This is a genomic window from Cupriavidus numazuensis, assembly GCF_905397435.1.
In the GTDB taxonomy this organism is placed as follows: Bacteria; Pseudomonadota; Gammaproteobacteria; order Burkholderiales; family Burkholderiaceae; genus Cupriavidus; species Cupriavidus numazuensis.
This window is the reverse complement of the sequence record NZ_CAJPVI010000076.1, coordinates 1-23,303: the sequence shown is the minus strand read 5'-3', so window position 1 is coordinate 23,303 and position 23,303 is coordinate 1. Positions and strand designations below refer to the sequence as shown.

17 protein-coding genes are annotated in these 23,303 nt (G+C 66.1%); 6 read left to right on the top strand and 11 right to left on the bottom strand.

The window, feature by feature from the left end:
* Position 1: 1 nt before the first annotated feature.
* The 5 genes from KHO41_RS36650 to KHO41_RS36630 all read right to left on the bottom strand — a co-directional run bounded on the left by KHO41_RS36650 (position 2) and on the right by KHO41_RS36630 (position 8,280).
* A complete protein-coding gene (locus tag KHO41_RS36650) occupies positions 2 to 1,141 on the bottom strand; it encodes an FAD-dependent monooxygenase (RefSeq protein WP_211958127.1) in 1,140 nt (379 codons plus the stop codon).
* Positions 1,142 to 1,340: 199 nt separating this feature from the next.
* Positions 1,341 to 4,439: a hybrid sensor histidine kinase/response regulator gene (locus tag KHO41_RS36645; protein WP_211958126.1), complete on the bottom strand. Its 3,099-nt coding sequence runs from the start codon at positions 4,437 to 4,439 to the stop codon at positions 1,341 to 1,343.
* Positions 4,440 to 4,457: 18 nt separating this feature from the next.
* On the bottom strand, positions 4,458 to 5,078 hold the full coding sequence (locus KHO41_RS36640; RefSeq protein ID WP_211958125.1) for a response regulator transcription factor: 621 nt from the start codon (positions 5,076 to 5,078) through the stop codon (positions 4,458 to 4,460).
* 777 nt (positions 5,079 to 5,855) lie between these two features.
* A complete protein-coding gene (locus KHO41_RS36635) occupies positions 5,856 to 7,091 on the bottom strand; it encodes an acyl-CoA dehydrogenase family protein (RefSeq protein ID WP_211958124.1) in 1,236 nt (411 codons plus the stop codon).
* Between the two features lie 43 nt (positions 7,092 to 7,134).
* On the bottom strand, positions 7,135 to 8,280 hold the full coding sequence (locus tag KHO41_RS36630) for an acyl-CoA dehydrogenase family protein (protein WP_211958123.1): 1,146 nt from the start codon (positions 8,278 to 8,280) through the stop codon (positions 7,135 to 7,137).
* 271 nt (positions 8,281 to 8,551) lie between these two features.
* Here KHO41_RS36630 and KHO41_RS36625 point away from each other — a divergent pair, with 271 nt between their 5' ends.
* Both KHO41_RS36625 and KHO41_RS36620 read left to right on the top strand, forming a co-directional pair.
* Positions 8,552 to 10,096 (top strand): AMP-binding protein, encoded by a 1,545-nt coding sequence (locus KHO41_RS36625; RefSeq protein WP_211958122.1) that lies wholly within the window; start codon positions 8,552 to 8,554, stop codon positions 10,094 to 10,096.
* 152 nt (positions 10,097 to 10,248) lie between these two features.
* A complete protein-coding gene (locus KHO41_RS36620) occupies positions 10,249 to 13,032 on the top strand; it encodes a LuxR C-terminal-related transcriptional regulator (protein ID WP_211958138.1) in 2,784 nt (927 codons plus the stop codon).
* Positions 13,033 to 13,059: 27 nt separating this feature from the next.
* On the opposite strand, the gene KHO41_RS36615 is transcribed toward KHO41_RS36620, so the two are convergent.
* On the bottom strand, positions 13,060 to 13,731 hold the full coding sequence (locus KHO41_RS36615; protein ID WP_211958121.1) for a nitroreductase: 672 nt from the start codon (positions 13,729 to 13,731) through the stop codon (positions 13,060 to 13,062).
* A 12-nt stretch (positions 13,732 to 13,743) separates the two neighbouring features.
* The gene (locus KHO41_RS36610; RefSeq protein WP_211958120.1) at positions 13,744 to 14,619 is read right to left on the bottom strand and encodes a crotonase/enoyl-CoA hydratase family protein; all 876 of its coding nucleotides are present in this window, start codon (positions 14,617 to 14,619) and stop codon (positions 13,744 to 13,746) included.
* Positions 14,620 to 14,765: 146 nt separating this feature from the next.
* On the opposite strand from KHO41_RS36610, the gene KHO41_RS36605 reads away from it, so the two are divergent.
* From KHO41_RS36605 to KHO41_RS36595, 3 genes are all read left to right on the top strand, one after another.
* Positions 14,766 to 15,755, top strand: a complete 990-nt coding sequence (locus KHO41_RS36605; RefSeq protein WP_342344498.1) for an NAD(P)H-dependent flavin oxidoreductase — start codon at positions 14,766 to 14,768, stop codon at positions 15,753 to 15,755.
* A gap of 4 nt (positions 15,756 to 15,759) precedes the next feature.
* Positions 15,760 to 16,227 carry a PaaI family thioesterase gene (locus KHO41_RS36600; RefSeq protein WP_211958118.1) on the top strand — a complete coding sequence of 156 codons (468 nt, stop codon included), beginning with the start codon at positions 15,760 to 15,762 and terminating at the stop codon, positions 16,225 to 16,227.
* 115 nt (positions 16,228 to 16,342) lie between these two features.
* Positions 16,343 to 17,521 (top strand): acetyl-CoA C-acetyltransferase, encoded by a 1,179-nt coding sequence (locus KHO41_RS36595; protein WP_211958117.1) that lies wholly within the window; start codon positions 16,343 to 16,345, stop codon positions 17,519 to 17,521.
* A gap of 303 nt (positions 17,522 to 17,824) precedes the next feature.
* Here the strand turns inward: KHO41_RS36595 and KHO41_RS36590 are convergent, their stop codons facing one another.
* A complete protein-coding gene (locus KHO41_RS36590) occupies positions 17,825 to 18,499 on the bottom strand; it encodes a histidine phosphatase family protein (protein WP_211958116.1) in 675 nt (224 codons plus the stop codon).
* A 198-nt stretch (positions 18,500 to 18,697) separates the two neighbouring features.
* Positions 18,698 to 19,384: a TetR/AcrR family transcriptional regulator gene (locus KHO41_RS36585; RefSeq protein WP_376989949.1), complete on the bottom strand. Its 687-nt coding sequence runs from the start codon at positions 19,382 to 19,384 to the stop codon at positions 18,698 to 18,700.
* Between the two features lie 299 nt (positions 19,385 to 19,683).
* Between KHO41_RS36585 and KHO41_RS36580 the strand changes: the two genes are divergently transcribed.
* Positions 19,684 to 20,691 carry a Bug family tripartite tricarboxylate transporter substrate binding protein gene (locus KHO41_RS36580; RefSeq protein WP_211958114.1) on the top strand — a complete coding sequence of 336 codons (1,008 nt, stop codon included), beginning with the start codon at positions 19,684 to 19,686 and terminating at the stop codon, positions 20,689 to 20,691.
* Between the two features lie 36 nt (positions 20,692 to 20,727).
* Here the strand turns inward: KHO41_RS36580 and KHO41_RS36575 are convergent, their stop codons facing one another.
* Positions 20,728 to 21,090: a hypothetical protein gene (locus KHO41_RS36575; protein ID WP_342344496.1), complete on the bottom strand. Its 363-nt coding sequence runs from the start codon at positions 21,088 to 21,090 to the stop codon at positions 20,728 to 20,730.
* Positions 21,091 to 21,301: 211 nt separating this feature from the next.
* The gene (locus KHO41_RS36570) at positions 21,302 to 22,894 is read right to left on the bottom strand and encodes a 3'-5' exonuclease family protein (protein WP_211958112.1); all 1,593 of its coding nucleotides are present in this window, start codon (positions 22,892 to 22,894) and stop codon (positions 21,302 to 21,304) included.
* Between the last annotated feature and the right edge of the window lie 409 nt (positions 22,895 to 23,303).

Below are 23,303 nucleotides of genomic sequence, written 5' to 3'. Positions count from 1 at the left end.
ATCAACCCAGCGCAACGCTCCAAGCGTCGTAATCGTACACCCAGTCCGCATTGCCGCCTTCCTTGAGCCACGCATTGCTGCGCGAGCCGATCTGGATGCGGCTCGTGCGTTCATGGCGTGCGCGCTGGTAACGGGCCAGCGCCGCAGGCACCGCTGCGTAGTCGTCCTGCGCCGCATCGGCCAGGCAGCGCGCAAGCACCACACCATCTTCGATCGCCATACCTGCGCCCTGTGCCATGAACGGCATCATCGGATGGCAGGCATCGCCCATCAGCGTGACATGGCCGTCCGACCACGCCGGCAGCGGATCGCGCACGTACAGCGCGGAGATCAGCACGTCGTCGCAGGCATCGAGCAGCGCGCGTGCCTCGGGGTGGAATCTCGCATAAGCGCTCCGCAAGTCTTCCACGCGGCCCGGCGTGGTCCACGACTCGTTGCGCCAGCTTTCTTGCGCCACCGTCGCGAAGATGAAGATATCGCGCCCGCGATTGAGCGGGAACGTGACGATCTGCGAAGTCGGGTCCGTGCCCCACCACTTGGTGAAGGCATTGAGATTGGGCACGCCGGCCAGACGCTCTGCGGGTACCACGGCGCGGTATGCGACGACGCCGGTGAAGATCGGGCTTTCCTGGCCGAACAGCGCCGTACGGATCATCGAGTGGATGCCGTCCGCGCCGACCAGCACATCGACCTTGTCTTCGCCGCCGTCGGCAAAGCGCACGGTGATGCCGCCGTCATTGCGCTCGATCGCCACGGCCTTGTGGCCGAGCTTGACGTTGGCAGCGGGCAGGGCGCCTTCGAGCGCGGTCATCAGGTCGGCGCGGTGCATGGTCAGCTGCGGCGCGCCGTAACGCTGTTCGGCTTCGTCCGACATGGGCAGGCGCGACGTTTCCTCGCCGGTATCCCAGGTGCGGCTGATGCGATGGGTCGGCCGTGCCGCGGTTTCGCGCAACGCCTCGCCGACACCGAGGCCATCGAGCGCGCGCACGGCGTTCGGAGTCAGGTTGATGTCGGCGCCGACGCGCGCAAATCGCGCGGCCTGTTCGTACACGGTCACATCCATGCCGAGCTTGCGCAGCGCGATTGCCGCCGCGAGGCCGCCGATACCAGCGCCGTTGATGCCGATCTTCAGTGAAGTCATGTTGTCTGCCTGCTTTCTGCCAGTGGGTGGGGGCGCCATCCGCCGATTCCTTGCATCAGCGGTTGGTGGCTTTGTGTTCAAAATTGAACGTATCGTTCATAAAAGTTTATGCGCGAGAAAAGCCGGGCGTCAAGCAGTGTCGGAATTCGATTTGAGCCGGGGGAAAACGGTGAGATGCATGAGGCGCCCGGGGGGCGCCTCAGTCTGTGACTGGTGTAGCCGATACCGCCGTCATGGCGGCCAGGAGTGTTGTGGAGCGTTGTTCGATCCTGTGCGCCAGGGCCGCGTCGACGGTGCCGTGCGCGCACTGCCGTTCAAGCTGCCGGAGCATGTCGGTCAGGTCGCCCGCGCCAAGAGTTCCCAAAATGCCGCACATGGCATGGGCAAGCTGGCCCGCCGCAGCAAGGTCCTGGTCGCCAAGCGCGTGTCGCAGGCGTTGGGGAAAGTCGGCACGCTCGGTGGCGACGCGCTGGACGAGCGCGGCATAGAGTTGCGCCCGCCCGGCGAGGCGGCGGATGCCGCCGTCCACGTCCAGCCCGGGCACGGTACGCAGCGCTGCCACGGTCTCGTCGCCGTCGGATGTACCGGGCATGCTATCGGCGAAGGGCGCCGGCCTCGCGGCCAGCACGCGAGCGAGGGTCCGGTACAGCACGGCAGGCTCGATCGGCTTGGAAACGTATTCATCCATGCCGGCGTCCAGGCAGCGCTGTCGGTCGGCTTCCAGCGCGCTCGCGGTCAGGGCCACCACAGGCAGGCTGGCATGCCGCGGATGACGACGAATACGCTGTGTAGCTTCCAGCCCATCGAGGAACGGCATCTGCACATCCATCAGCACGATGTCGACATCGACGGCATCCAGCAAGTGCAGGGCATGCGGGGCGTCCCCGGCCACGGTGACGTGCATGCCTGCGTCTTCCAGGATGGCCTTGGCCACCTCCTGGTTGACCGGGTTGTCTTCGACCACCAGGACCGAACGGCCGCGCAGCGTGCCTTCGGCAAGGTCGGCCCCGGGGCTGGCCGCGTGGGCATCATGAAGCGTGCCGCTGTCCTGTGGCTGCGCTGTGTCGACGGGCAGCGTCAGTTCCAGCGCGAATACGCTGCCCACGCCGGGCTGGCTGCGCACGGTCATGCGCCCACGCATCAGGTCGGCAATATGCCGGCTGATCGCCAGGCCCAGGCCGGTGCCCGCGAAGCGGCGCGCGGCGGAGCCATCGACCTGTTCGAACGGCTGGAACAGCGTGGGAAGCGCGTCCGGCGCGATGCCGATGCCGGTGTCTTCCACCTCGAAGCGCACGGTGGCCGTGCCGTTCTGCTCGCGAAGGCAATGCACGCGCAGCGTGACGTGGCCGCGCTCCGTGAATTTGAGCGCATTGCCGAGCAGGTTGATCAGGATCTGGCCGATCCGCAGCGCGTCTCCGACGAGGTAGCGCGGCATGGCCGGATCGAGTTCGGTGTCGAGCGCGACCGCATCCTTGCGTGCCTGTTCGCGGACCAGCCCGATAACGTGGTCAAGCAGCACCGGGAGCTCGAACGGCGCTGGCGCGATGGCCAGTTTGCCGGCCTCCGCGCGCGAGAAGTCCAGGATATCGTTGACGATGCGCAGCAGGTTCTGGCAAGACCCGCTAATGCGCGCGAGATAGTGCCTCAGCTTGTGATGGTTGCGTTCCCTGGCTGCGAGATGGCTCATGCCGATGATGCCGTTGAGCGGAGTGCGGATCTCATGGCTCATATTGGCCAGGAACTGGGCCTTGGCGCGCGCGGCGGCTTCGGCGGATTCGCGTGCCTGGTCTAGCTGGCGCGTGCGTTCGGCAACCCTGAGTTCCAGCGTGCTGGTCAGCTGCTCGAGCGCTTCGCGCGTGGTTTCCTGCTCCGTGATGTCGGTAATGACCAGACCCACGCCGATGGTTCGCGTCTCGTCCCGGCTGCGCACGGGAAACTTGCCGAGGCGGTAGATGCGCCGCACGCCCGGCGCGACTTCCAGCGCCTGCACTTCGCTCTGCGCCTGGCCGGTGCGCAAGACCGCTTCATGGACACGCTGGCAGATCTCGGCAACCCGCACATTGGGCTGCTCCGCCCACGCATTGCGGCCAAGCACGCTGGCCAGTTCCGTGCCCGTAATCTCGCAATAGGCGCGGTTGGCCATGACCAGCGTGCCGGTGGGTGTCATGAAAGCGAGACCGGCCGGCACATTCTGGCGGAAGGCGCGCCAGCGCTCTTCGTGCTCGCGCTCGGCCCGGCGGCTGCGCCAGTGCAGTGCGGTCATCGCCATGAGCAGGCAGGTGGCGAAGATAGCCAGGCTGGTAATGGCCTTCTGCGCGACGTTGTAGGTCTGGTACACCTCGTCGACGTCCCGCTCGACCACAACGCCCATGCCGGACTCCGGACGCCAATGGCCAATGCCGATCACGCGCCGGCCATGGAAGTCGAGGTAGTTCTCGAGCAGGCCGGTATCGTCCGGCTGTCTGGCGAGCAGCGTAGCGGCCATTGCCGTCAGCGCGCCCCCGCTGCCTTCGGCGGCTTGCGGCGGAATGCGTGCCGGCGGCGTTTCCGGGAGCCTGCCTTGTTCATTGGGCAGCGGTGACAGGATCCGGCCGTCCGGGTCGATGACATAAGCCTTGCCGGTTTTGCCGCTCCATACCGAGCGCAGGACGGAGAAGAGCCGCTGTTCGGAATCGAGCCGCAGGCACAGCAAGCCAATGGTTTCCGGCCCCTGGCCGATTCGCGTGCAGATGAGCTGGTAGAGCGTGCCGGGCGGCATCTCGGCGCTGCCCACGCGAATCGGCACGTCGGCGATGATGGGCCGCGTCGTGGCGACCGGGGTGGACATGACGCGGTCCAGCGCTTCGGTCAGCGCAGGGATGTTGTCAGCGCGCCGGCCAACGTAGTACCGGTTCGTGGTCGCGACGACGGTACGGCCGGGGGTCAGCAGCGTGTAGCCTTCGAATCCGCGGCTTTGGAACAACGGTGTGATCCAGTCGTTATATGCGGCGCGCAACGCCGCATCGTCGGGAGTGGCTGCGAGTTGCCTGGCCAGCGCGATCTGCTGCGGGTTCTCGGCGATCGTACGGATGCGGGTTTCGGCGTCTGCCTGCAGCATGTCGATCATGCGCAGTACGGTGCTCAGCCTGGCGCGCGTGTCTTCCTCGACTTGTCGCCGCTGTTCGTTGTGCAGCGTGCCGAGCACGCGGGCGCTCAGCAACAGCAGCAGGAAAATGGCGGCGGCCGTTACCGCAACGGCCGTACGGCCTTCGGACGTGAAAATGCGGCCCACGCCAGGCCACAGGCTTCGCAAACGCATGGAATGAGGGGCGGCGTCTCAGACGCCAGGATCAGGCAGGTCGTACAGCAGCCGCACGAGTTCGGCCACGGACGTGATGCAGAGTTTTTCGGTCACGCGGGCGCGATGGTTCTCCACCGTGCGCACGCTGATGTTCAGCGCTTCGGAGATCTGGCGGCTGGACTTGCCGCTGGCGACGTGTTCGGCAATCTCGCGCTCTTTCGGCGTGAGCGTGGCCAGCCGCTTGCGGCGCTCGCTCATGGCCAGCCGCCGGGCATGCAAGCCGCGGCTGTGCTCCAGGGCGGCCTGAACGGTCTGCACCAGGCGTTCGCCGTCCACAGGCTTTTCCAGAAAGTCGAACGCGCCCACGCGCATCGCTTCCACCACCGAGGACACTTCCGCGTGCCCGGACACGAAGATGATGGGCAGGCAGTCGCCGGTGGAAAGCAGTTCGTTCTGAACGCCAAGGCCGCAGAGTTCCGGCATGCGCAGGTCGCAGACCAGGCATTCGCACGGACTGGGTGCGTAGCTGTCGAGAAACGCCCGCGGCGACGTAAACGGCCTCAGGACCACGCCGTGGTGCTGAAGCAGTTCCCGATAGAGCCACAAGACGATCTCGTCGTCATCAAGAACGTAGACGATGGATGGGTTACCCGACACGGGTACTTACTCCTTCTGCTGATGCCATACCACTGGTCGGGTCCGGACTGCCAGGCCCCGCACTGGGCCGGGCACAAGACAGCAGGCAGGTTCAAACGGCGACGCTGTCCTGCCGATATCCGGGAAAGCCAGAAATTTTGCTGTACTTCCCGCGCTGGGGCAATCACTGGACAGGCCGGCCAGTGCTGCCGGAAGCCCGCCGTTACAAAAAAATCGCGCGTTCTGTGGCGCCTTGCCCGACGGGGCTGGCGCGAATGCAGAAAGAGGCGCGGAGTGTACGTGCGATGCCGCTGCAAATCGAAATCGTTCGCAAGAGACAGCGGCAGTGATGATCCGCAATCCGGGCGCGGCGGCGCAAGGCTGGGCGTGCAGAACACCTCAAATGAGTTAGGTCCGCAAAAACCTATGCGGCCGTGCCAGCGTGCAAGGTTGAGTAGTTTTACTCTTTCCGCGAAGTGCCGTTTCACGCAGAATTCGCCCTGCAGTGACGACCGGCCGGGCAGACGGGGCAAGCAAGCCCGCGCATTGAAGGCCGGAAGTGCTGAAGTCGCGGTGCAAGGCTGCGGCGGACGGGCAGCGTCCGGAGGACGGAGGGAGTATTGCGATGATGGCGGGGTGTCCGCGCAATGCGTAGTTGATCAGGCCCGTAGCATGAGCAGAAGCCCGCTTTCAGCGGGCTTCTGTCTGCCTTTTCCTTTAGTCTCTTTCCCGCATTCCTTCCCCAAATTCCCGGTCATGGCGCCAAACAAGTGCCCTATCGACCGGTGTCGTGCCGCGCTACAGGCCGAGCATCAGCTTGGCAATGATATTGCGCTGGATCTCGTTGGACCCACCGTAGATCGATGCCTTGCGGTAGTTGAAATAGCGCGGCGCCAGCACGGCGGCGTAGTCCGGCCCGACGCGCGAAGGGGCTTCGCGCCCCTGGACTTCGGCCCAGGTGTCCTGGACGAACGGCAGCGCTGCAGGTCCGGCAGCTTCCACCGCCAGTTCGCTGATGGCCTGCATGGCCTCCGTTCCGAGCAGCTTGAGCATGCTCGACGCGGCGCCGATCGACTTGCCGGATTCCACACCGCTGAACAGCTTCAGCTCCACGGCCTGCAGCCCCGCTGCGCGCAGATGGAGCTGGGCCAGCTTGCGGCGGAAGCCCGCATCTTCAAGCAACGTCCTGCCGTCATCGCCGGACTGGTCGGCGGCGATGGCCGCCACCTTCGCGAGCTGTTTGCTCAACGTCGGGCCGTAGGTGCCGCCGCGCTCGAATTCAAGCAGGTACTTGGCATACGTCCAGCCCATGCCTTCCTCGCCAATGCGGTTCTCCACCGGGACGCGCACATTGTCGAAGAACACCTGGTTGACTTCCTGCTGACCCGGGACGGGACCGTCGAGCGTGGGCAGCGGCGCAACCGTGATGCCGGGCGTGCGCATGTCCACGAGCACGAACGAGATACCTTCCTGGCGGCGCGCATCACGGCTGGTGCGCACCAGGCAGAACATCCAGTCGGCCCACTGCGCATGCGTGGTCCAGATCTTGGAGCCGTTGAGCACGTAGTGCGGGCCCTCGCCGTCCGTGGACAGGTCGGCACGCAGCTGCAGCGACGCCAGGTCGGAACCCGAATTGGGCTCCGAATAGCCCTGGCACCACCAGACATCCGATTTGAGGATCGGCGGCAGGAACCGCGCCTTCTGCGCGTCGGTGCCGTACTTCATGATCACGGGCGCCACCATTTTCAGGCCCATCGGCGACACCGGCGGGCAGCCGGCCGCGGCGAGCTCGGACTGGAAAATGTGGCGCTGCGTGGGCGTCCAGCCCGGGCCGCCATAGGCTTCGGGCCAGTTCGGCGCGGCCCAGCCGCGCGCATGCAGCGCTTTCTGCCAGCGTACCTGTCCGGCCTTGTCCAGGTAGCCATTCTTGGATTGCGCCATCATGGTGCGTAGTTCGGCGTCGAACGCCTCGTCAATCCAGGCGCGCACTTCGTTGCGGAACTGCAGGTCTTGCTCGGAGAATTCGAGATGCATCGGGGGCCTCTCTGAAGGATGCTAGGTGTCGTGCGGCGCAGCGTCAGGCTGCGGCCGGATAGAGCAGGTCGGCGTAGCGGCCCAGGTGGTGTTCGGCCGAGCCGAACTGCAGGTCGATGGCCGTCACGCGCTTGAAGTAGTGCCCCACCGCGAGCTCATCGGTCACGCCCATGCCGCCGTGGATCTGCACCGCAGCCTGGCCGATGAAGCGGCCGGCCTGGCCCGCCTGCGCCTTGGCCGCGCAAGCAGCCAGCGCTCGCTCGCGCTCCGGCGCCGTGGCCTGCATCGCCGCGACCTGCGTCAGCGCCACGGATTGCTCGAGCTGCATCGCCATATCGGCCATGCGGTGCTGGAGGACCTGGAAGCTGCCAATGGCCACGCCGAACTGCTTGCGCTGGCGCGCATAGTCGATCGTGTCCGCGAGCATGCGCGCCATGGCACCGTTGGCTTCCGCGCTCAGGCCCACGAGCGCGGCATCGCTGAGCTGCTCGATCAGCGGCAGTGCTTGTCCTTCTGTGCCGATCACATGGCTGGCCGGGACCCGGGCCTGGTCGAACAGCACTTCGGCGGCGCGGTTGCCGTCGATGGTCGGGTACTCGCGCAGCGTCACGCCCGGCGTGTCGCGCGGCACCCAGTACAGCGTGACGCCGTCGGTGTCGCGCCGCTTGCCGCTGGTACGGGCACTGACGACGAAATGCGTGGCGAAGGGCGCGCCCGCAACCACGGATTTGTGGCCGCTCAGGACATAACCGCGGCTGTCGCGCGTGGCGCTGGCCTGTACGTCGTGCCGGCAATAGCGGCTGGCCGGTTCGGCATGAGCCCATCCGACGATGGCTTCTCCACCGATGATGGCCGGTACCCACTGCTCTGCCAGCGCCTTGCTGCCATGCACCAGCGCGCCGCCGCCAAGTACGACCGTCGACAGGTACGGTTCGAGCACAAGGTGCCGGCCGAATTGTTCCATGACGATCAAGTGTTCGGGTGCGCCGCCGCCAAGGCCGCCCAGCGCCTCCGGAAATCCCGCGCCAAGCATGCCGAGTTCGCGCGCGAACGCTCGCCAGCAGCCGGGGCGCCACCCGGCATCCGAACGCTCGGCGGCGCGGCGCGCTTCGAAGTCATAGTGGTCGGCCAGGTACCGCGCGAGCGTGTCGCGCAGCATCGATTGTTCTTCGCTGAACTGGAAATCCACCTCGGCTCCTTTCTGCAAGGGAATGCACGGAATGGGAAGGGCGCGTTGGCCCGGGACGTGCTGCGCCGGCCATCTTCGGGGCAAGCCTGACGCGGGCGCATCGTCGAATCCGACGAGCATCGGTGCGGCGGTGCTTGCCGCACTGCGGCATAACCGGATAGGGACCTTCGTCGTTTCCGACGATGTCCGAGTCTCGCGGTGGTTACCAGAATGCACCCAGCCCGACCGCCCGCACGCGGCGGCATCCATTCGAACAACAGGAGACCACGCCATGCACCCGTACGTCCACGCGCAGCGCACCCCAGACAAGCCGGCCGTCATCATGGGCGACGGTACCGTGGTGACCTACCGCGAACTGGATGAGCGCTCCAACCAGGTGGCCCGTCTCTATCGCGACCACGGCCTGCAGGCCGGCGACCGCGTGGCGTTCCTGATCGAGAACCATCCACGGCTGTTCGAGCTGTGCTGGGGCGCGCAACGCAGCGGCATTACGTTTATCTGCCTGAGCACGCGCCTGAACGTGGCCGACGCCGCCTACATCGTCCGGGACAGCGGCGCGCAGATGCTCATCACGTCGCGCGCGCAAGCGGACATTGCGGCGGCCTTGGCGGAGCAGGTGCCGGGTCTGAAGGGCTATCTGATGCTCAACGGCACCTTGCCCGGCTACACGCCTTACGAGACCACGCTCGCGCAATATCCGGCCTGGCGCATCGAGGGTGAAACCACGGGCGGCGACATGCTGTATTCGTCAGGCACGACCGGACGCCCCAAGGGCGTCTATGCGCCGCCCGCCAGCCCGCAGATCGACACGCCCACCTCGCTGACCGCGCTGTGCCAGAAGCTGTATGGCTTCGGGCCGGACATGCGCTACCTGTCGCCGGCGCCGCTGTACCACGCCGCGCCGCTGCGCTACAACATGTCGGTGCAGGCGCTGGGCGGCACGTCGATCGTGATGGAACACTTCGACGCCGAGGAGTTCCTGCGGCTCGTGCAGGAACACCGGATCACGCATACGCAGGTGGTGCCGACCATGTTCTCGCGCATGCTCAAACTGCCGGCCGAGACCCGCGGCGGCTATGACGTGTCGTCGCTGCAGGTGGCCATCCATGCGGCGGCGCCGTGCCCGGTTCAGGTCAAGGAGGAAATGATCGATTGGTGGGGGCCCGTGGTGTGGGAGTACTACGCCGGCACCGAGGGCAATGGCGTGACGGTGGTCAGTTCGCGAGAGTGGGTGGAGCGCAAGGGCACGGTGGGGCGCGCCATGATCGGCAAGCTGCGCATCTGCGACGCCGACGGCGCGCCGATGCCTGCCGGTCAGCCAGGCACCATCTACTTTGCCGAAGGGCGCCAGTTCGTCTACCACAACGACCCGGCCAAGACCGCGGAGTCGCGCCATCCCGAACATGCGGACTGGAGCACCATCGGCGATATCGGTTACGTCGACGATGACGGCTACCTCTACCTGACCGACCGCAAGGCCAACATGATCATCTCGGGCGGCGTGAACATCTACCCGCAGGAGGCCGAGAACCTGCTGATGACCCACCCGAAGGTCATGGACGTGGCCGTGATCGGCGTGCCGAACGAGGATTTCGGAGAGGAGGTCAAGGCCGTGGTGCAGCCGGCCAGCATGGCGGACGCGGGACCGGCACTGGCCGAGGAGCTGATCGCGTTCTGCCGCGAGAACCTGTCCGGCATCAAGTGTCCGCGCACCGTGGATTTCGAAGCCGAGCTGCCGCGCCTGCCGACCGGCAAGCTGCTCAAGCGCGTGCTGCGCGACCGCTACTGGGCGGGCCACGCCAGCAAGCTGGTCTGATATCCCGGCGGCGCTGCCGCAGCACGCTTGCCGACGCGAACGTCGGTTTACGCCATAATTCCCTGTTCATTCACAGGCACGGCCGCGCCGTCATGCCGGCGCGCATCGCGGCGCAGGGCAAGGCGGACCCGGATGCGGAGCACAATTTGCCAATGGCGAGCAACGAGGAGACTGCCCGGCGCGCGATGCCGGGCACGGGCACTGGCGCCCTGGCGGCGAAGCTGCGGCCGCCCCTGCTGACCCCCTACCAGGTGGAGCGGTCGGCCATCTGCGACACCATCTGCGCGGCCGGTTTCGTGCGGCTCGTGCTGGTGCGCGCGCCAGCAGGCTTCGGCAAGACCACGACCATGCTGCAATGCCGGGCCCGGCTCGAAGCGGCGGGCGTACCGACGGTCTGGCTGACGCTGGACCGCGCTGACAATGACGCCACGCGTTTCCTCGGTTCCCTCGAAGTGGCGCTTTCCCCGGTTTTGGAGGGGGCTCCCAAGCGTCCTTCCGACCATGCGGGTACCGATGCCGGCGAGCAGGCGCTCGCACTGATGGACCGCGTGGCCCGGCACCATGGCGCCTTCACGCTGTTCCTCGACGACTTCGAGGCGCTGCAGAACCCGGCTGTCGTCGGGCTGGTCTGGCAACTCGTCGAGAGCCTGCCGCCGGGCGCACGCGCGGTGGTTGGCACGCGCTGGGTGCCGGAAACTGGCCTCGGACGCCTGCGTGCACGCGGCGAATTGCTCGAGATCGAACCCGCGCAGCTGCGCTTCAGCGCCAGCGAAACCGAATCGTTCCTGCGCCACGCACGCGGCCTGAAGCTCGAGCAGGCTGCCATCAGCGCGCTGCACCGTCGCACAGAAGGGTGGCCCACTGCGCTTTGGCTGGCTTCGGTTTCCATGGAGCGGCGTGCCCAGCCGGAGACGTTCATCGCCGGATTCTCGGGCTCGAACGCGGCCATCGCCGACTACCTGGTCGAAGACGTCTTTCACCATCTGCCCGAGCCCGTGCGCGATTTCCTGCTGCGCACGTCAATCCTGGACCAGTTGTGCGGGCCGCTGTGCGACGCGCTGTACCAGTGCGGACCGCAGCCGCCTGCCGCGGCCGATGGCGACGCGCCGGCCGGCAACAGTGCCGATATCCTGGCGTGGCTCGAGCGCGCCAATCTGTTCCTGCTGCCGCTCGAGAGCGAGCGTTACGGCGAGCGCGGCACCGGCGAGCAGCCACAGCAGTGGTATCGCTATCACAGCCTGTTTTCGAGCTTCCTGCGCGGGCAACTGACGCAGACCATGCCGCAGGCCGTGGCCGAACTCCACATGGCGGCGTCGCGCTGGTACGAAGGCCAGGGCCGTCCGGTGCCGGCCATCGAGCATGCGATTGCAGCGGGTGCCGTGGATTACGCACTGCAACTGCTCGACAGCGCCGCGGCCGGCCTGCTGGCGCAAGGCCGCATGCGGCTGCTCACGCGCTGGCTGGAGATGGTGCCGCCGGCTGAGCTGGCGCGCTGGCCGAAGCTGCAGATCGCGCGTGCGTGGGCGGTGTCGTTCACGCGCGGCCCTGCCGAGGCCATCGCGCTGCTGCAGGCCTCGTCCACCGATGATGCGACGGGCGAGCTGCTCGCGCATGTGCGCGCGCTGCGGCACATGCTGCTCAACATGATGGACCGCTTCGATGAAGCGCGCGCGTTTGCCCGCAATGAACTGCCGCCCTTGCCGATGGGCTACGCCTTTCCCGACGCGATCCTCGCCACTTCGATGGCGCGGCTCGCCGCGGTCAGCGGCGACTATGTCGAAGCGCGCCGTCTGCTCGCCGTGGCGCGCCAGGCTGTGCGCGGGTCGGACAGCAACTTCAACAAGATATTCTCCGAATCGGTCGAAGGGCTGATCGACCTTCGCCAGGGACGGCTGCAGCAAGCGCTGGGGCGCTTCCGCATTGCCGCGCGCACCATGCTGCCGAACCGTTTCGGTCCGACCAATGGCAATGCCATGGCGTGCATCCTGCTGGCCGAAGGGCTGTACGAAACCGGCGATTCGGACCGCTCGGGCCGGCTGCTCAATGTGTACCTGCCGCTGTCGCGCGACCTTGGGCTGGCCGACCAGATCATCACCGGGCATCTCGTGCTGGCGCGCATTGCGTTCGAGCGCGGCGAAGTCGATCAGGCCCACGAATGGCTGGCCGCGCTCGAGCATCTCGGCCACCACCGCGGCCTGACCCGGCTCGTCATGTCCGCTATGCTCGAGCGCGCGCGGCTGGCCTTGCGCCAGGGCAATCGGCATGCCGCAGAAGAGGCCTTGCAGCGCGCGGGCGATCCCGCGCTGTGGCGCACGCGGCCTGGCGTCAGCTCTTTTGCGAGCGATGTCGAAGACATCACCGTTGGGCGTCTGCGGCTGGCCTTGCATGTCGAGCCCACCGCGCAGGTGCGCGAGGCGGTGGAGCGCGAACTGGCGGCAGCCGTGTCCAACCAGCTTATGCGGCGCGCGCTCAAGCTGCGCATCCTGCTGGCGCAGGCGTATCAGCGTACGGGAGATGGCGCGCAGGCGCTCGTGGTCATGGCCGAGGCATTGCGCTTCGGTGCGGCCGAAGGATTTATCCGCATCTTTGCCGATGAGGGCGACGAGGTGCGCCGCCTGGTGGCGCAAGCCTGCACAAGGCAGGGGGGCAACCTGCCGTCGGCGTACGTGGAGCGGCTGCTTGACGCCTGCGGTCAGGGGCCGGACGCGGCGCCGTCAGGCCAGGCCGCGCCGGCGCCGCTCGTGGAACCGCTGACGCCCAAGGAGCAGAAGGTACTGCAACTGCTGGCCGAAGGCTTTTCCAACGTGGCCATGGCGCAGCGGTTGTTTGTCTCGGAAACCACCGTACGCACGCACCTGCGCAATATCAGCGCCAAACTGCATGCGAGCAACCGCACGCAGGCGGTGGCCATCGCGCGGCAACTCGGCTTGTTGTGAAGGCGCGCCAGGGCGGCGCGCCATTGTTCAGATGCCCATGAATTCGGTGAACGCTTCCAGCGGCGCGCGCGGTGCGCGAAGCTGGTTGGCGGGGGCTTCGGGATCCTCGTATCCGATCGCCATGCCGGTAAAGAGCATCCGCTCCGGCGGCAGCGACAGGAAATCGCCAATGGTCTGCGGATAGATCGCCCAGCATTCCTGCGCGCAACTGTCGAGACCTTCTTCGCGCAGCAGCAGCATCACGGTCTGCAGGTACATGCCCAGGTCCGACCATTGGGGCGGGCCCATGCGGCGGTCAACGCTGCAGAACAGTGCCAGCGGCGCGCCGAAGAACGCGAAGTTGTTGGCGAACTGGGCGAGGCGGCGCTGCTTGTCTTCACGCGGGATGCCCAGACTGTGGTACAGCGCTTCGCCGACTTCGAAACGCCGGTCGCGGTAAGGCGACACGAGTTCGCGCGGATAGATGTCGTACTCGCGCTCTTCGCCGCCTGGCGCTTCCGCCACGCGCTGGCGCATGATGCCCATGAGCCGATCCATCGCTTCGCCGCCGACCACATGGATATGCCATGGCTGGAGGTTGCCGCCAGAAGGCGCGCGTGCAGCGGCGGCGAGCACGCGGCGGATGGTGTCGGGATCGATGGGTTTGGGCAAGAAGCCGCGCACGGATTTGCGGGTGTCGACCGCTTGACTGACTTTCATGTCGGCTCCTGCTCAGGCGAACGGCGGCTCGCCGCCCCAGTCGAAGAAGTCCGGCATGTCTTGCGACACGCGTTCAGGGAAAGCGGCAGGGCGCTTTTCCAGGAAGGCGCTGACGCCTTCCTTGACGTCGGCAGAGCGGCCGCGCGACTGGATCGCGCGGCTGTCGAGCTTGTGTGCCTCCATCGGGTGGCTGGCACCGGCCATGCGCCAGATCAACTGGCGCGAGATGGCGACGGAGACAGGCGCAGCGTTGTCGGCGATTTCCCGTGCAATCGCGCGCGCGGCGGGCAGGAGGTCCTCGGGCGCGTGGAGCGAGCGCACCAGGCCACGCTCGAGCGCTTCCTGCGCCGAGAACACACGGCCCGTGTAGCACCATTCGAGCGCAGTCGAGATTCCCACGACGCGCGACAGGAACCACGACGACGCGGCTTCGGGCGTGATGCCGCGCCGCGCGAACACGAAACCGAACTTGGCGTCGGTGGACGCCAGTCGGATGTCCATGGGCAGTTGCATGGTCACGCCGACGCCGACTGCGGCGCCATTCACGGCCGCAATCACCGGTTTCAGGCTGCGGAAGATGCGCAGCGACACCCGGCCGCCGCCGTCGCGGTGGGCCGCTTCGGGCTTCGCGCCATAGCGCTTCTCGAAATCGAAGGTGGCGCCGCCGGCTGACAGGTCCGCGCCGGCGCAGAAGGCGCGGCCGGATCCGGTGACGATGACCGCGCGCACATTGTCGTCGGCATCGGTGGCATCAAAGGCGGCGATCAGGTCCTGCATCATCTGGCCCGTGAACGCGTTGAGCTGCTCGGGCCGGTGCAGTGTGATGGTTGCGACGCCGTCTTCCACGGCATAGCGCAAGGTCTCGAAGGTGGGGTTCGATTGGGTCATGGTAGTCGGGCGGGCGGGGTGATTCGGTCCACACTAGTGCAGAATGCGTCTCCCGCAATCGTCGCTTCCGACGAAGCTGGCGCGCACGGCGACATCTTAGACTGCCACTGCGTGGCGCAGCCTGCCCAAGGCGGCAAGGCGCGCGGCTGAAAACAAGGACAACCATGAAGACACGTATCACCGAAATGCTGGGTATCCGTTACCCGATCATCCAGGGCGGCATGCAATGGGTTGGTTACGCCGAGATGGCAGCCGCTGTCTCCAATGCGGGCGGCCTGGGTATCCTGACCGCGCTGACGCAGCCGACGCCGGAGGCACTGGCCGAAGAAATCCGTCGCTGCCGCGAGATGACGGACCGTCCGTTCGGCGTCAACCTCACGCTGCTGCCCTCGATCAATCCGCCGCCGTACGCGCGCTACCTCGACGTGATCATCGAAAGCGGCGTCAAGGTGCTGGAAACCGCCGGCAACAATCCCAAGGAGCACATTGCGCGCGCCAAGGCCGCCGGCATGAAGGTGATCCACAAGTGCGTGGCGATCCGCCATGCGCTGTCGGCCGAGCGGCTGGGTGTGGACGCCGTGTCGATCGATGGCTTCGAGTGCGCGGGCCACCCGGGCGAGGACGACGTTCCGGGCATGGTGCTGATTCCGCTGGCGGCACGCAAGCTGAAGATTCCTGTCATTGCCTCGGGCGGCATTGCCGACGGCCGCGGTATGGCAGCGGCACTGGTGCTGGGTGCCGAGGGCGTGAACATGGGCACGCGCTTCTGCGCCACGCAGGAAGCGCCGATCCACGACAACATCAAGCAGGCGCTGGTTGCCGCCAGCGAGCGCGATACCAACCTGATCTTCCGCACCATGCACAACACCGCGCGCGTGCTGAAGAACGCGGTGTCCGACGAGGTGGTCAGCATCGAACGCCGCCCGGGCGGTGCACAGTTCGAGGAAGTGCGGCACCTGGTCACGGGCCAGCGTGGCAAGGCGGCACTGGCATCCGGCGAGCCCGATGGCGGCATCGTCAGCGCGGGCCAGTGCGTGGGCCTGATCGACGATGTGCCGAGTTGCGAAGAGCTGGTCGCGCGCATGGTGGCGGAGTGTCGCGAACAACTCGGCGCCGCCACGCGCTATTTCGGCTGAAGCCATGGCGGAAGCGGATATTGCTGCCATGGCGACCGGCGAGGATGTGATGGCCGGCGCCCCCACCGAGGCCGTGCCTGAAGGCTTCGTGGCCCTGCGCCAGCTCGACGGCTACATGGGACACTTTGGCCAGCTTTATGTGAATGTGCCGCAGCGTACCCTGGCGGTGCGCGTTGGCGAACATCACCTGAACAACCTCGGCATACCGCACGGCGGCATGCTCGCGACGCTGGCCGACACGGCGATCGGCATGATGATGCAGATCGAGACCGAACGGAAGAACAACGCCGTCACGGTCAACCTGAGCCTCGACTACCTGGATGCCGCACGCGTCGGCGACTGGCTGGAGGCGCGCGTGGAGTTCGACAAGCTCGGCTCGCGCTTGCGCTACGGCACCTGCCGCGTGATGAGCGGCGAGCGCTGCCTGCTGCGCGCGACCGCGATTTTTGCGGTGCTCGGGCCGCGCACCTGAGCCGGGCGCGCGTTTCGTCGCTTTCGACGACGCGCGCGCCGTTCCGCCTCAGCAGAATACGTGCATCCACGTTTTATGGCTGGCCCTTGTCGCCGGCACCGTTCAAGGAGATCACATGGCAGAGGCATACATCGTTGGCGCGGTACGTACCGCAGGCGGACGCAAGGGCGGCAAGCTGGCCGGCTGGCATCCGGCTGATCTGGCGGCAGAGGTGCTGAACGCCCTGCTCGATCGCACCGGTGCCGATCCCGCGCTGATCGAAGACGTGATCATGGGTTGCGTGAGCCAGGTCGGCGAGCAGGCCGGCAACGTGGCGCGCAACGCCATCCTGGCGTCGCGCCTGCCCGAAAGCGTGCCGGGCACCTCGGTCGACCGCCAGTGCGGTTCGTCGCAGCAGGCGCTGCACTTTGCTGCGCAGGCCGTGATGTCGGGCGCCATGGACATTGTCATCGCCGCCGGTGTGGAAAGCATGACGCGCGTGCCGATGGGGCTGTCGTCGCAACTGCCGGCCAAGAATGGCTTCGGCGTGCCGAAGAGCCCGAACGTCGAGCAGCGTTACCCGGGCGTGCAGTTCAGTCAGTTCACTGGCGCCGAGATGATCGCGCGCAACTACGGCTTCTCGCGAGAGGATCTGGACCGCTATGCGCTGCAGAGCCACCAGCGTGCTGTCGCGGCGACCCGTGCAGGCCGTTTCAATGCCGAGATCGTGCCGGTGGAAGTCCGTCTGGCCGACGGCACCCGCAATGGCGAGATGCATACCGCCGATGAAGGCATTCGCGCAGACGCCACGCTGGAATCGATCGGCAGCGTCAAGCTGATCGCCGAGGGTGGCCGCGTGACCGCTGCCACTGCCAGCCAGATCTGCGACGGCGCCGCAGGCCTGATGGTCGTCAACGAAGCGGGCCTGAAGAAACTTGGCGTCAAGCCGCTGGCGCGCGTGCACCACATGACCGTGATCGGCCACGATCCGGTGATCATGCTCGAAGCACCGCTGCCGGCCACGCAGCATGCGCTGAAGAAGGCGGGCATGAGCATCAACGACATCGACCTGTTCGAGGTGAACGAGGCCTTCGCGCCGGTGCCGCTCGCGTGGCTGAAGGCCACCGGTGCCGATCCGGAACGCCTCAACATCCACGGCGGCGCGATCGCGCTGGGCCACCCGCTGGGCGGCTCGGGCGCGAAGCTGATGACCACGCTGATCCACAGCCTGCATACACATGGCAAGCGTTATGGATTGCAGACCATGTGCGAAGGCGGTGGGCTGGCCAACGTCACCATCATCGAACGGTTGTAATTCGCGCCGGGCAACCGGCATCCGCGACCACGGCGGAGCAAAAGAGGTAAAGGGAGCAGTACCGGCGGCGCAGGCATGTCAAAGTGCCTGCGCCAGTCGCCGGACGGCGCTGACCACGGCAAGTGGCAACGCTACTGTTCAGGCTGGCGTTGCAAGAACGCCGGCAGAGAGGGGTAAAGGGAGAAGGACCGGCGGCGCGGGCATGTCAAAGTGCCCGCGCCAGCAGCCGGCGACACGCTCCGATCTCAACCCGGATTCCCGGGATCCAATCCAAACATCCACTGGCGGCGTATGCGCCGGTTTTCAGGCGAACGTTTGCGCGCTACGGCGATCCGGCAGTTCCAGGTGGGGCACGCTGTTGAAGCTCAGCAGGCGCCGCGTGCCGCGGCCGACGATGATTTCGCAGAAGCCGGTATTGCGGAACTGAAGGTTCAGTTCAATGGCCGTCTGAGCGGGGGCGCCCAGCAAGTCCGCGGCAGCGCGGCCAATAGCGCCGCCTGAACTGACCACGAGGATGGCATCCTCACGGGCGGTACCTTCGCACGCATGCGTCAGTGCGCCATGAATGCGCGCACCGAACTCCGTCCACGACTCCGGCATATCGGCCAGACTGTCCTGGGTCCAGGCGTGGTACGCAGCGCGGAACGTGCGCCAGTAATCGTTGTAGTCGCCGTTCTGGTGGGCGCGATGGTCGGCGCCGCCCGTGTAGGACCGGTAGAGCGCTTCGCCATCGTATTCATTGAGACCGGGGTGCGATTCAATGGTGGAGGCGGCGACACCCATGGCGGAGAGAATCTCTGAAGCCGTGTCCTGCTGGCGCACCAGCGTGCCGGCGACGACGCGCTTCAGGCTGATGCCGCGATCGCGGAAATACTCGCCCAGCCAGCGCGCCTGCTGCCGGCCTGTCTCGGAGAGGCAGTCATAGTTGGCCGCGCCAAACGAGGCCTGTCCGTGTCGGACAAGGAAAAGGGTTGCCATGGATGGTCTCGGTTCGGTTTGCCGCAAAGCCGCGGATCCATTCCTGGAAGGGCGCGACGCGCCCTGCGGCCCGGCAAGTGTGTCAGCGGATTTTAGAGGCCATGCACGCGCCGTCAAAGCAAGGCACGGGCAAATTCATAGCGGCTATCGCCGGCCTGCATTACCTGCGGCCGGCGGTACGTATCCGCATCCGGATCGTCAGGCTGGGGTGTCTTCCACGCCCAGGTAGCCCATGAGCATCCGGCTCATTTCGCCGGGGAGTCGCGCGTCTTCGAGATGAAACGGCCCGGTGTCGTTGAGCACTGCGTTGACGAGCATGCTGAACACCGCCTGCATGGCAAAGCGCACACGCTGTTCGGCTTCGGCGGCGGGCAGGGAGAGGCGGGGCACCAGCAGCACTACCATGCGTTCGACCACGGCATCACCGTTCTGGCGGTGCGGCAGCCATTCCTCTGGCCGCGTCGAGGCGTGCCGGAGCGAAGCGCGAATGACGCCACGGTTCGCAATGACGCCGAGCACCACAAAGCGCATGGCCTTTTCCAGCACTGTGCGCGTCGGTGTGTCCTCCCAGCGCTGCTGCACAAGGTAGCGGTCGACCGACTCGGCGGTTTCTTCGATCACCAGCGTGCGCAGCGCCTCGAAGTAGGCCATCTTGTCGCGGAAGCGGCCATAGAAGGCACCGACGGACACCTGGCACGCCGCGGCGATCTGCGCCACGGATACCGCTGCAAAGTCACGCTGCGCGAGCAGTTCGCGGCCGGCGCTGAGCAGTGCCTGTTCGGTCTCGCGTGCGCGGCGCTGGCGCGGCGGCTGCAGGATCGAGGGGGTCTCCACGCGGGGGAAGGAGGAAGTGGGAAACGCGTCTCCTGTTGTCATGTCTCGCATAGTTTGTATTTGAATAATTCGAATTATGATTCGGTTTTGAACCATACGGGCTCGGTGGCCGGGACGTCAAGCGTTCCTTGCATTTCGGCCTGCCGCGTCACTTGCCATGGCGACGGCTATATCGCCGACCCGGTGTGTGTTGAAGGCGGGAGATTGCCCTTTGCGGCAATCCCGGCAAAGGGCAACACATACGGGAAGACACATAAATGTCATAAAAACGTCACAATAGCGGATGGCCATGGTCGAATGCCCACCCATGCTCAGGGGGGCGGTCAGGCTCAGACAAGGAGAAACGAGACATGAAGACGTCGAAGAACGAGCCACAATGCCGTCCGAATCGTATCCGGCGCGCGCTGATCGCCTTGGCAGCGGCGCCGCTGGTCATTGCCGCCGGCACAGTGCACGCGGCGTGGCCTGAGAAACCGATCCGGCTCGTGGTGGCCTTCCCTCCGGGCGGTCCGGTCGACACGCATGCGCGTCTGCTTGCGGAAAAGCTGCAGCCGATGCTGGGGCAGACGATCGTGCTCGACTACAAGGCCGGCGCTGCAGGCAATATCGGGTCGGACAACGTCGCCAAGTCGGCCCCGGACGGCTACACCCTGTTGCTGGCCAACACCGGGCAGATGGCGATCAACAATTCGCTGTATCCGCGGCTGCAATACAGCATGCCGAAGGATTTCGCTCCCGTGGCGCGCACCGCACTGATCCCGCTGGTGATGGTGGTGAACAACAATGTGCCGGCGCGCAACCTCAAGGAATTCATTTCCTATGCCAAGGCCAATCCGGGCAAGCTGAACTTTGCCTCGGGCGGCAACGGCGGCATTTCTCACCTGATGCCGGAAATGTTCAAGCAGGCGTCCGGCACGTTCATCGTGCATATCCCGTACAAGGGCAGTGCGCCGGCACTGACCGACGTGATGGGCGGGCAGGCGCAGATGATGGCCGATTCGATCCCGCTGTTCACGCAATACATCAAGGCGGGCAAGGTACGGGCGCTGGCCGTGACCTCGAAGCAGCGTTCGCCGGCGCTGCCTGACGTACCGACCATGGAGGAAGGCGGCCTGAAGGGGTTCGAGGTGGTGGGCTTCTACGGCATGCTGGCGCCCGCAGGCACACCCAAGGAAATCGTGACGCGCCTGTCGGACGCCTTGCACAAGGTATTGTCCGATCCGGATACGAAGGCCAAGCTGGAGCAGCAGGGTGCCGAGCCTGCCTGGCAGTCGCCCGAGGCCTTTACGGCCACGATCATGGCGGAGCAGAAGCGCTGGGGACAGGCTGTGAAGGTGTCGGGCGCCAAGATCGACTGAGCCGGGTGGCGCCCGGGTTTGCGCAAGTGGGTCCTCTCACTGGCGGGTGCGGTGCTTGAGCCCGGCGCAATAGCCGACGAGCGTGGTGACACAGCAAGCGTCGCCGCGCCATTCTCCCCACATGACAGCGTCGTCGGGCCCTGCTACCAGGCGGCGTTCGCAGCGGCCCGGCGGGCGCGGGGCTTCCACGCCTGCATCGCGCGCTTCCGTAGTCGGTGGCTTGACAGGCTGCGGCACAATGTCTTGCCAGATGTACGCCGTGCCGCCCGGGACCGCCTGGACAGTCTGGGGCGGTCCCCACTGAGCCTTGGCATCGTCGATCGGTACGCCCTTCCACGAGTCGAGCAGGTCCTGCATCGTGCTGCTTTCGATGCTGGCGCATGCACCTGTCAATGCCATGGCAAACGCCGCCGCCGCTGCGGGTGCTTTGCGAACGATCGCAGCCCGGCGGGCGCGCCGGACAAGAGCAAGGAAACATGAGGCCGGCATGGGCGACTCCGCGGCTGCACATCAGGGCGCCAGGCCCCTCAGTGAAGGCTAGCGGAGCCGCTCCGGCCGGTGCAAGCCGGCTATGCGTGGTGGCGCACCCAAGCCTGGGAACTTCGGCCAATCAGTCATCAAACAAGCCAGGCGACGGCTGCCGCCGCACCGGCGCCTTGCTTCGTCCGTGCCCATGTGGCAGGTTCGGCGGGCTTCGGTCGTCAGCCGCAGGTGCTTCGCAGAAGGCCAGCTCGAAGCTGCGTGTCGATGTCAGCGGCACGGCATGGGGCATCCACTGCTCCAGCCGCGAAGCCAGGATCTGGTAGGTATCCAGGTCGAAGCGTGCCGGCGCGGCAAGCAGGGTTGTGACGTCTTCCAGCGTCTGCGCCGACCCCAGATAGCACCAGTCCTCCGCAACATGCCACCAGGTTTGCGTCCCCGAGACTTCCGGCCAGGCGGCCGGACCGTCAAATGGCCAGCGTTTGAGCTGCGCCTCCGCCATGGCCGTCGCGATTCTCGCTCGGTGGCTTGGCGACGCCTCTTCGCCCACACAGGCGCCCTCGCAGCGGTGGAGCTGCCGCGCGAAGCAGGGATTGCCCGCGCGCGCGGTCTTTTCCAGGGCTAGGGTCGCCTGGCAAAGCCGATGCTCATCGGCCAGCCGGCGCAGCCACGCTTGCGCTGCGCCACGGCTGGCGAACGCGCCATACAGATTGCCGCGCCGGCTGAAATCAGTATCGTCGTCCGAGCGCAGGCGCGGCACAGGGAGTTCCGGCGGCAGTTCCCAGGTGTACAGCCGCGCGCTCCCGCGCAGCATCTGGTTGTGGAGCGGCTGCATGGCTTTTACCAGGCTTGCCTCGAGCAGCAGGGCACCGATCTCTCCGCCGGTCTCACGCCATTCCACGCGTCGCACCAGGCGGGCCAGGCGCATGTCCTTTCCTAGCCGGTAGTCGCCCGAAAAATGTGCGCCGATCCGTTGTCGCAGATGCACGCTCTTGCCTATATAGAGCGGGGCGTCGTTGTCGCCGTAGAACAGATAGACACCGGCGGTATCGGGCACGTCGTCAAGCGCGGTTTCTTCGAGGCCTGCAGGCAGGCTGGCACGCTTGACCAGGGCACCCGTTGCCGCATCGATCAGTTCCACAGAATAGAGCGCATGGATCTTCTGCCAGAACTGCCACAGCAACTCGGCATCGGCCAGTGCCCGGTGGCGCGCTCGGGGCTGCAAGCCGAACCGCGCGATGATCGCATCAAGGCCATGCCGTGCCGCTGAAGGGAACAGCGAGCGTGACAGCCTGACCGTGCACAGCACGTCCGCGCGGAAGGTCAGCCCGGCGCGGCGGAACTCGTTCTTCAGGAATCCGTAGTCGAAGCGCGCGTTGTGGGCGACGAAAAGCCGGCCCTGCAGGCGCTCGGCAAGGGCTTCAGCGATCGAGGCAAAAGTGGGCTGGCCTTGGACGGTCTCGTCGGTGATGCCCGTCAGGCGCTGGATGAATGGGGGGATACTGATGCCGGGATCAAGTAGCGTGTCCCATTCCTGGATGCCTTCGGGACCGACTTCGACAACGCCGATCTCGGTGATCCGGTCGTGCTGGGCATCGGCACCAGTGGTTTCCAGATCCACGAATACGATGGGGCGCGACAGCGCGGCCGCCAGTGCCTGGGCATCGGCGAAGCGGGTCTCTCCTGACGGGCGATCAGAGGGGGGAGGGGAAATGTCCTGCATGGGCAGATTCTAAGTGGGCTGGCAGGGCGGTGTGGGACCGTTCTTAAAAAGCGCTTGCCAAGGGCAGTTTGCTGCCGTAATATTCGCCCCCTCGCAACACAACGCGGCGCTGCAAAGCAGGGCTGGCCAGGGTTGCGGGGCGATTGGGTGGTGCGGAGCGAGGTGTTTAGCGCGACGAACGGAGGCAAAAAAAGATGCTGACCCAGTTGACGAAACGAAGAAAGTTCTGCATAATCTCGTTTCTCTGCTGCTGACGCAGCGACGCAAACGGCAAAGCCGGTAGCGTGGCCTGAAAGGGCGGGTTCTTTAACAACCAAACAACCGATAAGTGTGGGCGCTGGGTAGCGGACGCACGAAGTCTTCGGACTTCGGAGCTTCAAAAGTTATCAGTGCTCGCACAGCAAAACGT